This is a genomic window from Pseudarthrobacter lactosi, from assembly GCF_055412785.1.
On the sequence record NZ_JBVAYS010000003.1, the window covers coordinates 147,181 to 161,809 of the forward strand.

The 14,629-nt window shown below is 65.4% G+C and carries 10 protein-coding genes and 1 pseudogene; 6 read left to right on the forward strand and 5 right to left on the reverse strand.

Features of this window, described 5'->3' with window-relative positions; translation table 11 throughout:
* Window positions 1-5: 5 nt before the first annotated feature.
* Window positions 6-161, forward strand: coding sequence for a hypothetical protein (locus ACZY0Q_RS14165; protein WP_463918685.1), 156 nt, complete (start codon window positions 6-8; stop codon window positions 159-161).
* A 22-nt stretch (window positions 162-183) separates the two neighbouring features.
* Here the strand turns inward: ACZY0Q_RS14165 and ACZY0Q_RS14170 are convergent.
* The 3 genes and pseudogenes from ACZY0Q_RS14170 to ACZY0Q_RS14180 form a co-directional block, all read right to left on the reverse strand.
* Window positions 184-1,464 (reverse strand): annotated as a pseudogene (locus ACZY0Q_RS14170) (serpin family protein).
* 146 nt (window positions 1,465-1,610) lie between these two features.
* Window positions 1,611-3,359 (reverse strand): pyruvate dehydrogenase, encoded by a 1,749-nt coding sequence (locus tag ACZY0Q_RS14175; protein WP_463917789.1) that lies wholly within the window; start codon window positions 3,357-3,359, stop codon window positions 1,611-1,613.
* A 241-nt stretch (window positions 3,360-3,600) separates the two neighbouring features.
* Window positions 3,601-4,989 carry an MFS transporter gene (locus ACZY0Q_RS14180; RefSeq protein ID WP_463917790.1) on the reverse strand — a complete coding sequence of 463 codons (1,389 nt, stop codon included), beginning with the start codon at window positions 4,987-4,989 and terminating at the stop codon, window positions 3,601-3,603.
* A 250-nt stretch (window positions 4,990-5,239) separates the two neighbouring features.
* Between ACZY0Q_RS14180 and ACZY0Q_RS14185 the strand changes: the two genes are divergently transcribed.
* The 3 genes from ACZY0Q_RS14185 to ACZY0Q_RS14195 are packed head-to-tail and all read left to right on the forward strand — an operon-like array spanning window position 5,240 to window position 8,311.
* Window positions 5,240-5,908, forward strand: a complete 669-nt coding sequence (locus tag ACZY0Q_RS14185) for a response regulator transcription factor (RefSeq protein ID WP_463917791.1) — start codon at window positions 5,240-5,242, stop codon at window positions 5,906-5,908.
* Window positions 5,905-7,335, forward strand: a complete 1,431-nt coding sequence (locus tag ACZY0Q_RS14190; protein WP_463917792.1) for a sensor histidine kinase — start codon at window positions 5,905-5,907, stop codon at window positions 7,333-7,335. The genes ACZY0Q_RS14185 and ACZY0Q_RS14190 overlap by 4 nt, the downstream gene beginning before the upstream one ends.
* Entirely contained in the window at window positions 7,328-8,311 is a 984-nt protein-coding gene (locus ACZY0Q_RS14195) for a TAXI family TRAP transporter solute-binding subunit (RefSeq protein WP_463917793.1), read from the forward strand. Before ACZY0Q_RS14190 ends, ACZY0Q_RS14195 begins: the two co-directional genes overlap by 8 nt.
* 115 nt (window positions 8,312-8,426) lie before the next feature.
* On the opposite strand, the gene ACZY0Q_RS14200 is transcribed toward ACZY0Q_RS14195, so the two are convergent.
* Entirely contained in the window at window positions 8,427-9,941 is a 1,515-nt protein-coding gene (locus tag ACZY0Q_RS14200; protein WP_463917794.1) for a helix-turn-helix domain-containing protein, read from the reverse strand.
* A 153-nt stretch (window positions 9,942-10,094) separates the two neighbouring features.
* On the opposite strand from ACZY0Q_RS14200, the gene aceA reads away from it, so the two are divergent.
* Together aceA and aceB are read left to right on the forward strand one after the other, a co-directional pair.
* Window positions 10,095-11,411: an isocitrate lyase gene (aceA, locus tag ACZY0Q_RS14205; RefSeq protein ID WP_185262477.1), complete on the forward strand. Its 1,317-nt coding sequence runs from the start codon at window positions 10,095-10,097 to the stop codon at window positions 11,409-11,411.
* 93 nt (window positions 11,412-11,504) lie between these two features.
* Window positions 11,505-13,157, forward strand: a complete 1,653-nt coding sequence (gene aceB, locus ACZY0Q_RS14210; RefSeq protein ID WP_463917796.1) for a malate synthase A — start codon at window positions 11,505-11,507, stop codon at window positions 13,155-13,157.
* A 265-nt stretch (window positions 13,158-13,422) separates the two neighbouring features.
* On the opposite strand, the gene ACZY0Q_RS14215 is transcribed toward aceB, so the two are convergent.
* Window positions 13,423-14,619, reverse strand: a complete 1,197-nt coding sequence (locus ACZY0Q_RS14215; protein WP_463917797.1) for an MFS transporter — start codon at window positions 14,617-14,619, stop codon at window positions 13,423-13,425.
* Window positions 14,620-14,629: the final 10 nt, after the last annotated feature.

Below are 14,629 nucleotides of genomic sequence, written 5' to 3' on the forward strand. Positions count from 1 at the left end.
TGGGTGTGGCACCCCTAACAGAAGGCTGGCACCCGGTGCTCCGCGCGCTGGTCCTGACCCTCGTGGTGGTTCCGGTTGCGGTCTACCTCGTGCTGCCGCGACTCTTTGCCGGCCACGGCGCCCTCCTGCGCCGCCGCAGGTCACGCATGACCAATAGTTAGGCTCAGCCCGGGGCAGCCCCGGTTACCGCGGGTCGGCCACCGTTCCCATGAACAGCGGCAACCCGGTTTCCACGTGCACGATCTGGTAGTGGAATGGCCGGTCGAAGTCGATGGTCCGCCCGGGCTGTGGCGGAGCGCTGGTGACAGCTCCGTTGATCTGGGTCACCGCGGCGGCGATGGTGCCTTTTTCGGCAACCGTGATGTTGGCAGCCTGCGCGGCCTGGGTGATCATCATCTTGGGCTGGATGTTGTTGAAGTCCTCGGTCGTGTTGAGGGTCTTCTGCAGGCCGAGCGACTCAAACACCTTCCGCAGGTCAAAGCTGCATTTGTGGTCCCAGCGGGGCAGCTGGATCTGCACTGTCGCCAACCCTGCAGTGTCGAAGGAGTCCGCGATTTCCGTGAGCTTACCCCCGCCGAAAGCTGCTGAGGCAGGGCGGGACCCCGTGTCGCCTGCGGCGGCTGGTCCGGCCTCCGGCAGGACCAGCCGCATGACAAAGCCGTCGGCATAGGGAAGGTCCACGCCCTGCCAGCCGGCACCTTCCGCATACTTCATCTCCACCTCGTTGTGCATTGCGGGCGCGTCGATTTCCTCGCCGGCAGCGGCTGTGAAGGGCAGGTCCGAGGTGTCATTCGGGTCAAACGGCGAGTTCCAGGCGGCGGCAAAATACAGCGAATTGAGCAGGCTAAAGGTGTTACTCGGGTCGTACGTGGCGGGCGCTTCCTTGATCCGGCCGCCCGTATTCCTGTTGACCCAGGCATCGATGGCGGGCTTCGTTGCACCCTCATCGCTGAAGTCCACGGGATACACGCCAGTTCCGTAATGCCGGGCAAGAGTGTCCAGGAAGGACTCGCCGGTGGGGACGTCCTTGTCCACGAACAGCCCGTTGGCGGCGTGCATGACGGGTTTCCGGGGCGGGTTGTCCTCGTCCACTGAGCCGGGGTCGCCGTCGAACTTCTCGAGCGAAGTGAGGACCGCGTTCATGGCCTCATCACGATTCTCTGCGGGGAGTTCAAGGACGCTGTCCATCTCGGCCGCGCTCTCGCCCGACGCGCCGGCGCGAAGCATCGCGAGGGCAATCAGCAGGCTCCCGGGCGAAGACACCACGTTCCCGTTGGAGCCGTCGCCGCCGTCGGCCAGCAGGGCCTCCCCGAGCCCCAGCGCCGACGCGCGGAAGGAGCGCAGCTCGGCGGCGTACGCCGCACGGTCCACCGAGACCCGTTCGACGCCGTCGGCCGTGAGGAGCTACGGTGGCGCCGGGGCTGCACACCCTGCCACTGCCAGCACCGCTCCGAGCGCCATCATCCGTTGTAAACGAAACACTTTTAGTTGCCTCCCCCGGCACCAAGGGCGGGAATCCGCCTTCTCCCAGTCAACCAGCGACGGCGGTGCCAGACGATGCCGGCAGGGCAACGCTTTGCACTCACTTTGGTCACGCGAGACGCGCGGAACTAGCGCCGGGGAATGTTACGCAGGTTGCTCCGCGCCATACTGACCGCCTCACCGGCACCGCGGTTGAGCACCACTTTGGACATGGCAGTCGCGAATCCCAGCACCTGGGATCCGGAAATCTTCGGCGGAAGCGATAGCGCCTGCGGATCCGTGATGAGTTCCACCAGCGACGGGCCGGGATGGGCGAACGCGGCGCGGTACGCCCCCTCGATTTGCGCAGGATCCGTGACCCGCACGGCGTGGAAACCCAGGGCCCGGGCGACGGCGGCGTAATCGGCGTCGGGCACGTCCACACCAAAGTCGGGAAGCCCGTCCACCAGCATTTCCAGCTTAACCATGCCCAGCGTGGAATTGTTGAAGACCACCACGTTGACCGGCAGTTTGTGGGCGGCCACGGTGATAAGTTCGCCGAGCAGCATCGAGAGGCCGCCGTCGCCGGATACTGACACCACCTGGCGTCCGGGAAAAGCTAGCTGGGCGCCGATGGCGTGGGGCAGGGCGTTGGCCATGGAGCCATGAAGGTACGAACCAATCAGCCGGCGGGTGCCCAGCGGATTGAGGTAACGGGCCGTCCAGACGTTGCACATGCCGGTGTCCGCGGTGAAGATGGCGTCCTCGGCGGCCACCTGGTCCAGCAGGGACGCCGCATATTCAGGGTGGATGGGCTGCTTCTTCTCCACCTTGCGCGTGTAGGCGCGTACAGATTTGTTCATCAGCCTGTCGTGCTTCTTGAGCATCCTGTCGAGGAAGCGGCGGCTCTTTTTCGGCTTCAGCAGCGGCATCAGTGCGGCGAGGGTGGGCAGCACGTCGCCGTGGACTGCGATGTCGACGTCGGTCCGCCGGCCCAGCCTGTGGGCTGCACGATCCACCTGGGCGGTACGGGTTTCCGGCAGGAACTGGTCGTAGGGAAAGTCGGTGCCCAACAGGATCAGCAGGTCAGCGTCCTCGATCCCCTCGGCGGCAGCACCGTAGCCCAGCAGACCTGTCATCCCGATGTCGTAGGGGTTGTTGTACTGGACCAAGTCCTTGCCGCGGAGCGAGTGGCCGATGGGCGCGTTGATCAGTTCAGCAAGCGAGATCAGTTCTTCATGGGCGCCTTCCACGCCGGCCCCGGCGAAGATCGCCACCTTCCCGGCCTCGTTGATCGCCTCGGCCAACTCCTGGACGCTCGCCGGGTCAGGGATCAGGCTGGCCCGCCGGAAGGTGGCAGGCAGCGGCGTTTCGGCCGTCGCTTCCAGGCCCGCGATATCGCCCGGGAGCGTGACGACGGCGACTCCCCCGAGCCCGAGGGCGTGCTGGATGGCGCTGTGCATCACGCGCGGCGCCTGCTCTGCGGTGCTGACCAGCTCCGAATAGACAGAGCATTCGTTGAAGATACGGTCCGGATGCGTTTCCTGGAAGAAGCTGCTGCCGATCTGTTTGCTGGGGATATGCGAGGCGATGGCCAGCACTGGAGCGCCCGACCTGTTCGCGTCGTACAGGCCGTTGATCAGGTGGAGGTTTCCCGGGCCGCAGGAACCCGCACAAACGGCCAGCTTTCCAGTCAGCTGGGCTTCGGCTGCAGCTGCGAAGGCGGCGGCCTCTTCATGCCGGACGTGGATCCAGTCGATCCCGCCCTCCTTGGAGCCGCCGGTTTGCCGGACCGCATCGACGATCGGATTGAGGCTGTCGCCCACAATCCCGTAGATCCGCTGCACACCCGCAGCCTGGAGCTGTTCGATGAGCTGGGTGGCGATTTCCTTGGCCATGAGTGCACACTCCCGCGATCAGGTTGATGGGCTGTCAGGGCCAATATAGTCCCCCATACTTATCGAAACGCTCTCTCACTTAACGCAAGAAAACCCGGGGTGCTCTCTCACTTTCCACAAGAAAGTGAGAGAGCGTCCCGGGTTAGCTGCAGGATCTGAGAGAGCGTCTGGGGGTGGTGAGGGTACGACGGCGGGCGGCCACCCGCCGTCGTACGCTCACTGGAGCCTATACCCCAAGTCCCTAGGCGTTTATGGAGTCCTTGTCCTCGTCCTTTGCAGGCCGGTTCCAGGCATCGCCCTGTTCGCGGTCCAGGTGGGTGGCCTTCTTGTTCTTCAGGGCGAAGATGTAGACCAGCAGTGAGATAGCGATGGCAACGGTGACGTAGGTGAAGAACAGGTCCACGCGCTCGGCCTTCTGGAATGCGGCGCCGAGCAGCGGCACCGTTCCGCCGAAGAGTGAGTTCGCGATCGCGTAGCCCAGCCCGACGCCGAGGGCTCGGATGGAGGCCGGGAACAGCTCGGCCTTCACCAAGGCGTTGATGGAGGTGTAGCCGCCGACGATCAGCAGGCCGCCCAGCATCAGCAGGAATGCCGTGAACGGGTCCTTGGTGTTGGACAGGGTGGAAAGCAGCGGCCAGGTGAACAACACACCCGTGATGCCGAACCAGAGCAGCAGCGGCCGGCGCCCCACCTTGTCCGAGATGATCCCGTAGACCGGCTGGAGCAGCATGAAGATGAACAGCGCCCAGAAGTTGATCACGGAGGTGTCGGTCTTGGCGATCCCGGAGGTATCGTTCATGAACTTCAGAATGAAGTTGGTGTACGTGTAGAACGCCACGGTGCCGCCGAGGGTGACGCCGATGCAGATCAGCAGCGGCTTCCAGTGCTGGGTGAACAGCAACTTCATGGTGCCGGGCTGGGCAACGCCGGCCACGGCTGGAACCTTGGCGGCCTCGACCTGCTCGGCGGACACGGTTTCTTCCATCGAGCGCCGCAGCCACAGGACCACGAGTGCGGCGACGCCACCGATCGCGAAGGGGATGCGCCAGCCCCACTCAGTCAGGGCGCCCTTGTCCATGGTGTTCTGCAGGATGACGAGCACCAGCAGGGCCAGCATCTGGCCGCCGATCAGCGTGACGTACTGGAAGCTTGAGAAGAAGCCACGGCGTTTGGACGTGGCGGCCTCGGACATGTAGGTGGCGCTGGTGCCGTATTCGCCGCCCACGGAGAAGCCCTGGACCAGCCGCACAAGGATCAGCAGAATCAGCGCCCAGACGCCTATCTGCTGGGTCGTCGGCAGGATGGCGATGGCGAAGGAACCGGCGGACATGATCGTCACGCTGAGCGTCAGGGCAGCCTTGCGGCCCTTGCGGTCGGCGTAGCGGCCGAAGAACCAAGCGCCCACCGGGCGCATGAGGAACGACGTCGAGAAGACGGCCATCGCCTCGAGCCCGGCCTGCAGGTCGTCTTGGGAATTGAAGAAGTGCGACTGGAAGTACGCCGCGAATACTGTGTAGACGTAGAGGTCGTACCACTCCACGAGATTGCCCGCTGAACCCTTGAGGATGTTGCTCACGGCCCGGCGGGTCTGGGCTGCCTCGCTCTGTACTTCGGCCTGCTGGGTGCTCATCGCTGAACCTTCCTTGGCTGCGGCGCTTTTCTTACCTTCGTGCTGTCCATGGCTACGTTGCCCATGGTTCCTCCTCGACGTTGACGGTCCCCCTCAAACGCCGAGGGCCTCATTCAAGTTATGCGTGATCCAAGGCACATCCAACGTGGGAGGGCATTTCCTAACACTTCCTTAGGTTTCGCCGGGAGAAGGGGTAATCTCCAAAGCGGGCAGTTTGCGTTGCCCGCTCAGCGAATAAGGGAACCAGGCCATGGAGTTGCTCATCGTCGAGGACGACGACGCCATGGCGTCCGCCCTCGCCGCTGCCGTCGCGACCGCGGGGCACAATCCCACCCGGGTTGCCCGCGGAGCCGACGCCCTGCTGGTCCACCGGAAGTTCGAAGTCATCCTTTTGGACCTGGGCCTCCCCGATATGGATGGCCTGGACGTGCTGCGGAAACTGCGCCAGGTCACGCCGGTTCCCATCCTGATTCTCACCGCGCGCGACGACGAACGCAGCGTAGTGCTCGGCCTGCGGTCCGGAGCGGACGACTACCTCGTCAAACCTGTGAAGCTTGTGGAACTTCTTGCCCGCATCGAAGCCGTCACCCGGCGTGCCGGCCGCTATGGCGGCTCGCGGCAGCAGAGCGTGGTGCTGGGTGATCTTGAGATCGACCTTGAGCGGCGCGTGGCAGCCCTCCGTTCCGAGGTCCTGCCGCTGACCGCCACGGAGTTCGACCTGCTGGCACTGTTGACCAGCCATGCCGGCTCCGTTGTCACCCGCGAACAGATCCTGGATGCCCTGTGGGGCGACGCCTTTGTGGCGTCTTCCCGGTCCCTTGACGTGCACCTGACGGGGCTGCGGGCCAAACTCCAGCTACCGGGCTTCATCATCAACGTCCGCGGCGTCGGCTACCGGGTCGAAGCGGACCCGGCGTGAAACTGCGCGTCCTGGGCATTCTGAGTGTCCTGGCGGTGCTCATCGTCATTATCACCTCCAACGTGATCCTGACGTCTGCCGGCCGGGAGCTGACCCAGGAACTCCAGATCAACCGTGCCGCGTCCCTCAACCGCCTGGCACAAGTGGCGTTCGACGCAGCTTCCGCCGGCGAAACCGCTCAATTGCAGACGGAAATGGACAGGTATTCCGAGCTCTATGGCGAGGGGGTCCTGATCCGCCTCCAGCAGGGCACCCTGCGCTCCGGTGGCCTGAGCGAGGACCGTCCGGACGTCCGGGACGCGGTCGCCAGGGCCAACCTGAACCTCAACGACACCACGCTCACCCCGCTGCAGCCGTTCGGGCCATCCTCCGAGGTGATCTCCCGCTCCTTCGGCAGCGCGAGCCAGGTCCTGGGCGAAGCCGTCCTCGAGGTCAACCTGGACGCGGCCCGGCAGAAACTGCGGGAACGGTGGCTCGTCGTGGCATTGGCGGCGGCTGTCCTGGCCGCAGTTCTCCTGCTGGGTGCGGCCCGCGTGACCGAGTGGGTGCTGCGCCCCGTGCATCGGCTGAATGCGGCAGTTACGGAACTGGAGGCAACAGGCCGGACCGGTCAGCTTCCCGACGCAGGGCCACCGGAACTGCGGCAACTGAGCCGTTCATTCAGCACCATGGCGCAGACTGTCAGCCACAGCCTCGATTCGCAGCGGCAACTGATAGCGGATACATCGCACGAACTACGCAATCCCGTGGGCGCCCTGCGGCTCAGGATCGATCTGCTGCAGCTGGAACTTAAGACCGCCCGGGAGCACGACGCCGCGGCAGGGGTGCTGGCCGAGCTCGAACGTGTGGAGGAGATCCTGGACGGCGTTTTGCGGCTGGCGTCCGCCGAGCACAGGGCCTCTGAAGACTCCGTCCGGGGCCCGCTAGGAACCCCGTCGGCCGCGGCACAGGCGCCCCTTGAACCGTACCCGGTCCTGCAGGAAGAAACCGAACGGGCTGGGCCGGCCGCCCAGCGCAGCGGAGCATCGATCCTGCTGGCAGATCCGCCTTCCCCCGCTGTGCACATCGCGTGCAGCGCCGCGGAACTGGCCCAGATGGTGGGCGAACTTCTGAACAACGCCATCAAGTACGCTCCCGGCGCCCACATCTCGGTTGCTGCCCGCGAGCGCCACGGCACCGTGGCCATCGAGGTGGCCGACGACGGCCCCGGGCTCTCCGCCGAAGAACGGGCAGCGGCCACCAGCCGTTTCTGGCGATCCCCCGCGCACCGGACAATCCGCGGCACCGGGCTGGGCATGACCATTGTGGACAAACTGGCAGCGGCGAACGGCGGCTGGCTGGTGCTTGCCGAGGCCTCGCCGCATGGCCTGATCGCGCGCCTCGAGTTTCCGCGGGCCGCGGATGTGCCGGGAGCCCGCAATGACTGACCTCATCGGACCCGGAACGCCCCCGCGGCGGACCTTCCTCACAGCCGGACTAGCCGGGTTGTCCTGGCTGCTCCTGCCTGCCCTGAGTGCATGCACGCCCACGGACCGTCCTGGCACTGTCACCGTGGCCGGCGGCGAACCCGGCGGCTTCTACCTGGAGTTCGCCGAACTGCTGGCGGCGTCCCTCCAGCGTCATGGGGTGGCCGGCCAAGCGACGGCGCTGACTACCGGCGGCAGCCTGGACAACCTCGAACATCTGCTGACCGGCGAAGCCACGTTCGCCGTCGCGCTTGCGGACTCAGCGGCCCAACGCACAGCGGTGGGTGGGACGCCCGCCGTCGGACTTTCCGCTGTTGGAAAGGTATACGAGAACTACGTCCACTGCGTCATCCGCCAAAACAGCGGGATCCGGGACATTGGCGGGCTTGCCGGCCGGACTGTGGCTGTTGGCGAGCCCGGCTCGGGGACGTCTCTGACCACTCCCCGGCTGCTCGAAGCTGCCGGCCTGGGCCCCGCCGGCGGCGTGACGGTGCTGAGCCTTGGCCTCAACGAGGGTCTCGCGGCGCTGCGGGACGGAACAGTGGACGCGTTGTTCTGGTCGGGCGGTGTGCCTACCGCGGCCATTGCTGCCGCGAACGACGACGTCGGGCTTAGTTTCCTGGACCTGTCACCGCTGCTGCCGGCACTGCGGGCCAAACACGGCGTCTACTACGACCGGGTGCTGATCCCGGCCGGTGCGTACGAAGGCATTCCGGCCGTGTGGACCGTGGGCGTGGCGAATCTGCTGCTGTGCCGGAGCGACCTTGATGACCAGACCGTCAAGCGGACCGTCGAACTGCTGGTAGGCCATGCCGAGGAACTCATCCCGCGCTCCAGCCTGGGCGTTCAGTTCCTGAGCCCGGAGTCTCTGATCAACACTGGGGGTTTGCCCCTGCATCCGGGCGCTGTTGCCGCGTACCGGGAGCTCCACGGGTGAGCCAAACGCTCTCTCACTTGATGCAACAAATACGGGAACGCTATCTCACTTTCCCCAAGAAAGGGAGAGAGCATCCGCGAAAAACCCGACTTAAGCGAGAGAGCGTTTCCCGTGCTCAGCTCCCCGAGTGCGCCGCCAAAAAGCTGTAGACCTCGGTCTCGTCCACGCCGGGGAACGCGCCGGGCGGCATCGCGGCGAGCAGGTGCGAGTGGGCGCGGGCCGACGGCCAGGCGTTGCCAGCCCACTCGGAAGCCAGCGCGGCCGGGGGCCGCTTGCAGCAGTTCGGGTCCGGGCACGTGGACTTTTCGCGGGCCGTGGTTTCCCGGCCGCGGAACCACTTCACATGCTGGTACGGCACCCCGATCGACAGCGAGAACTCGCCGTTGGCCGAGCGTTCGGTCCGGGCTGTGCACCAGTACGTGCCGGACGGAGTGTCTGTGTACTGGCTGTACGCGCTGAACTTGTCGGGCACATCGAACACTGCCCGCGACGTCCACGCCTTGCACGACGGCTGGCCCTCGATGGCGCCAGTATGGTCCATAGGGAACGTCACGCCGTCGTTCTCGTAGGCCTTGAAGATGATGCCGCTCTGGTGGGTCTTCTGGAAGTGCGTGGTGATTCCCAGGTGCTTAGTGGCCAGGTTGGTGAAGCGGTGGGCAGCAGTCTCGTAGGACACGGCAAAAGCGTCACGGATGTCCTCCACCGCTATTTCCTTGGCAGCCTTGGCTTTCTGCAGGAAGTCCACGGCGGCCTGCTCCGGCAACAGCAAGGCGGCCGCGAAGTAGTTGGTGGCAACCCGCTGGGCGAGGAAATCGCCGTAGTTCTTCGGCGTCTCGTGCCCCAATACGTAGTGACCCAGCGCCTGCAGCAGCACGGACCGGGGGTCGTGGTCCTGCCGCTGGCTCTGCGTCAGGTAAATTCTGTGGTTCTTCAAATCCGTCACCGAACGGGTGGAATGCGGCAGGTCGCTCACATGGTGGAGGGTGAAGCCAAGCTTCTCGGCGATGTCGGCGATGACGTGCTGGCTCAGCGGCCCGCCCGTGTAGCCCACCAGCCCGAGCACCTTCTGCGCCTCGGCCTCATACTCCGGGAAGTAGTTGCCGCGCTCGCGCATCATGGCACGCAGCTCACCGTTTGCGCGGCGGGCCTCTTCCGGCGTCGCCACCTGCTCGTTAAGCTTGCGTTCGAGCTCGTGCAGCAGCCCTACCTGCGCCTCCAGCACATCGAGCGGAAGCCGCGCGCTGATGCGGATTTTGGGCAGGTTCAGGGACTCGTACAGGGGCCCGCGCTGGTAGCGTTCCAGCTCAATTTCCAGGGCTGCGCGGCGGCTTGGCGGTTCGGCGCCCAGCAGCTGGTCGATGCTCACGTTGAGCGCGGCGGCCAGCCCCTGCAGCAGCGAAAGTTTGGGCTCCCGCTTGCCGTTTTCGATCAGGCTCAACTGGCTGGGGGCGGTCCCGACGGCGGCGCTCAGGTCATCGAGCGTAAACCCGGCCTGCTTGCGCAGATGCCGCACGCGGCGGCCCAGGCTGATGACGTCCAGTTCCAGGGAGGCGGCGGACGACGGTGGCAGTACAACTTCGCGATTCCAGCTTCCAGGCGTCATTTCTTGAGCATACGCGAAGAAATGCATTTCTTTCCATTGTTTTCCCCTAGAGAAGTGTTGTGAAGTGCTGAAAAGTAGTAATCACGGAAAGAAACACCGCACCGGGGTAGCCGGCCGGAACTGCAACGAAGCAGCTCCGGCCGGCAGCTAACCACCCGGAGCTCAATCAAGGAGACAACGATGACTGCAGCATTTGAGCCCACCCAGCAGACGCCCGAAGAGCAGGCCGCAGCACTGGAGCTCGAGTGGGCCGCCAACCCCCGCTGGGAAGGTGTGACCCGTGACTACAAGGCAACGGACGTCGTCAAGCTCCGCGGCCGCGTCTCCGAAGAGCACACACTGGCCCGCCGCGGTTCCGAGAAGCTGTGGAAGCAGCTCACTGAAGAGCACAAGACCGGCGGCTACACCAACGCACTGGGTGCCCTGACCGGCAACCAGGCTGTCCAGCAGGTCAAGGCCGGCCTCCGCGCCATCTACCTTTCCGGCTGGCAGGTCGCCGCGGACGCCAACAACTCCGGCCACACCTACCCGGACCAGTCCCTTTACCCGGCCAACTCGGTTCCGACCGTTGTCCGCCGCATCAACAATGCCCTCCTGCGTGCGGACCAGATCGAATTCTCCGAAGGTATCCAGACTGTTGAGGACTGGATGGTGCCGATCGTGGCCGACGCCGAGGCCGGCTTCGGCGGACCGCTGAACGCCTACGAGCTCATGAAATCCATGATCCAGGCCGGCGCGTCAGGTGTGCACTGGGAAGACCAGCTCGCCTCGGAGAAGAAGTGTGGCCACCTCGGCGGCAAGGTGCTTATCCCCACCCAGCAGCACGTCCGGACCCTAAACGCGGCCCGCCTGGCCGCTGACGTCGCCGGCACCCCCTCGGTGGTCATCGCCCGCACCGACGCCGAGGCCGCCACCCTGATCACCTCCGACGTCGATCCCCGCGACAAGGAATTCGTCACCGGCGAACGCACCCCGGAAGGCTTCTACAAGGTCCGCAACGGCATCGAACCCTGCATCGCCCGCGCCAAGGCCTACGCCCCGTACTCCGACCTCATCTGGATGGAGACGGGCACCCCGGACCTGGAGCTGGCCCGCAAGTTCGCCGAGGCCGTCAAGGCCGACTTCCCGGACCAGATGCTCTCCTACAACTGCTCGCCGTCATTCAACTGGCGCAAGCACCTGGACGACGCCACCATCGCCAAGTTCCAGCGTGAACTCGGCGCCATGGGCTTCACGTTCCAGTTCATCACCCTGGCCGGCTTCCACGCCCTGAACTACTCGATGTTCGATCTCGCCCACGGTTACGCCCGTGAAGGCATGAGCGCCTACGTCGAGCTGCAGGAAAAGGAATTCGCCTCCGAGTCCCGCGGCTACACCGCGACCAAGCACCAGCGCGAAGTCGGCACCGGCTACTTCGACGACATCGCAACTGCGCTCAACCCGAACGCATCCACGCTGGCCCTGGTGGGATCCACCGAAGAAGGCCAGTTCCACTAAATTTCCCCAAGTAAGTAGCAGTAAGTGTCGTTCTGGAGGCTCAAAACGACACTTACTGCTACCCAGTTGGGCCCTGCACCAGGAGAGATTGAAATGAACAGCTTCACTGACAGCTTCACCATCAACGGGATCACTTTGACCGCGCAGCCCATTTGCCGGCAGGACGAGGTTCTTACTCCGGATGCACTGGAGTTTGTCGCCAAGCTGCACCGGGCCACGGCCGAGCGCCGGCAGGAACTGCTGCAGGCACGCCGGACCCGCCGGGCCGAGATCGCCGCCGGCCAGGACCCCAGTTTCCTCCGCGAAACCGAGGACATCCGCAACGACCCGTCATGGCGCGTCGCTCCCCCGGCCCCGGGCCTGGAGGACCGCCGGGTGGAGATCACCGGACCGGTGGACAAGAAGATGACCATCAACGCGCTGAACTCCGGCGCGAAGGTCTGGCTCGCTGACATGGAGGACTCCTCCACCCCCACCTGGCGGAACGTCATCAAGGGCCAGCTGAACCTCACCGATGCCCTCGAACGACGCATCGACTACACGAGCCCTGAGGGCAAGGAATACAAGCTCCGCCCGGCCGGGGAACTGCCCACCATCGTGGTGCGCCCCCGCGGCTGGCACCTGCCCGAGAAGCACATGGTCATCGACGGCGCTCCCGTGGCCGGCGGCATCGTGGACTTCGGCCTGTTCTTCTTCCACAACGCCCGCCGCCTCCTCGCCCAGGGCAAGGGCCCGTACTTCTACCTGCCCAAGATCGAGAACCACCTCGAGGCACGGCTGTGGAATGACATCTTCATCCTCGCCCAGGACCTGCTGGGCATCCCGCAGGGCACCATCCGCGCCACCGTGCTGATCGAGACCATCACCGCGGCGTTCGAAATGGAGGAGATCCTCTACGAACTGCGTGATCACGCCGCCGGGCTGAACGCCGGCCGCTGGGACTACATCTTCTCCCTGATCAAGAACTTCCGTACCCGCGGCCCGCGGTTCGTCCTGCCGGACCGCGCCCAGGTGACCATGACCCAGCCGTTCATGCGCGCCTACACCGAACAGCTGGTCCGTGCCTGCCACAAGCGCGGCGCGATGGCCATCGGCGGCATGGCCGCTGCCGTCCCCAACCGCAAGGACGAGGCCGCCAACACCAACGCGTTCGAGAAGGTCCGTGCCGACAAGACCCGCGAGGCCAGCGACGGCTTCGACGGCTCCTGGGTGGCCCACCCGGATTTGGTTCCGGTCTGCCGCGAAGTGTTCGACGCAACCCTTGGCGAGCGTCCCAACCAGCTGGACCGCACCCGTGAGGACGTCATCCCCGATGACCGCGCCCTCATCAACGTGGCCGCAACCGAAGGCACCATCACCGAACAGGGCATCCGGAACAACATCGAGGTAGGCATCCGCTACATCGAGTCCTGGCTGCGCGGGAACGGCGCCGTCGCCATCCACAACCTCATGGAGGACGCCGCCACCGCGGAAATCTCCCGGTCCCAGATCTGGCAGTGGATGTTCGCGTCCGCCATCACCGACCGCGGCGAAATCATCACGCACCAGTGGATCGAGGAGCTGCTCGACGAAGAGTTCGCACGCCTGGAACGCTTCGACGGCGACCGCTTCGAAGACTCCCGCGACATCTTCGAGGAAGTCACCCTCAGCCAGGATTTCCCCTCCTTCCTGACCCTCCCCGCCTACGCCCGCTACCTCACCGAGGCCCGCGAAAAGGCAACCAAAGAGGAGCTCGCAGCGGCTTAGACTGCGGCAGGCTACTGAATAGATTTCCGTCCGCCGGGCAGGCATGCCCTTCGCAACAGGCACCCCCGAGATCCGGGGCGCCCGCCCGGCGACGGAACACCCTTCATACAGCGCGAACGTACAGTTGAGGCCCTGGAATCTTCGGATTTTGGGGCCTCAACTGTACGTTCGCGCCGTCGTGGGGGCTCAAGTGTCCGTTCGCGCCGGGCGTGGGGTTGGGCGGCATTCGGGTGTGGCGGGAGGGAACGTACGACGGCGGGACGCGTCAGCGTCCTTTCGGCACCAGCCGCACGGCCAGGGTTGTGCAGACGAAGAACATCAGCACCGACCCCAGGATCACCAGCAGCGCCGGGGTCCACGATCCCGAGGTGTCGTGCACGAACCCCACCAACGGCGGGGCCACCGCACCGAAGCAGTAACCGAGCCCCTGGACCGTGGCGGACATCCGGCCCGCGGACGCCTGGTCCCTGGCCAGCTTGATGATGGCGATGAAAATCAGCGTGATCCCGCCGCCCTGCGCGATGCCGCCGAAGGTGGACCACAGCCACCACAGCTCCGGCGCCAGCAGCAGCCCGGCCGGCACGGCCGTCCAGAGCACGCCAATGGTGACTGCCGTCGTCGTCGTACTGAAATACTTGGCCGCGAACGGCACTCCCAGGCCGCCGACAATGGCGAAGATCTGGAACAGAGATGAACCTGCCCCGGCCTCCGAGGCGGACATGCCGAGCTCGTCGTTGAGGTAGCTCGGCAGCCACGCCGTCACTGCATAGTAGGAGAACGCCTGTCCGGCGAAGCCTGCGGTGAGCCCGGCGGTAATCCAGCCGGAACCCTTGACGGCCGGGTGTTCCTGCCCGCCGGCCACCACAGTGCGGGAGGGCACAAACGCGGTGCGGGCGCCCACTGCGAGGGTCCAGAAGACGATGGCAATCACGGCCAGGATGCCCACGGCGGCCAGTGCTACCCGCCAACCGGCCAGCTCGGCCAGGGGCGCCGTGACCATCGAGGTCAGGAATGATCCGATGTTCAGGGCCGCCGTGTACACACCCATGGCGGTCCCCTGGCGCATCGGGGAGAAGTCGCGGCGGATAATCAACGGCACCGCGATGTTGCCCACCGTGATGGCCAGGCCTATCATCACCGTGCCCACCACCACCGGTCCCGGGCCGCCGGCCGAGCGCACAATCACGCCTGCCAGGACGCCAAGGATGGTCAGCGAAACAGCGAACTCCGCGCCGAGTTTCCTCGTGGTCAGAGACGCCAGCGATGCTGCGAGCGCGAAGCACAGCACCGGGATGCTCGTCAGCAGGCCTAACATCACGGGGGTAAATCCGAGGTCGGCCTGCATCAGGTCAACCACCGGGGCAACGGCAACGAAGGGCCCACGCAGGTTCAGCGCCAGCAGTCCGATACAGGCCAGGAGGATCCAGCCCTTGGGAACTTTGGCCAGGAACTGTCCGCTCATGAGGATTCCT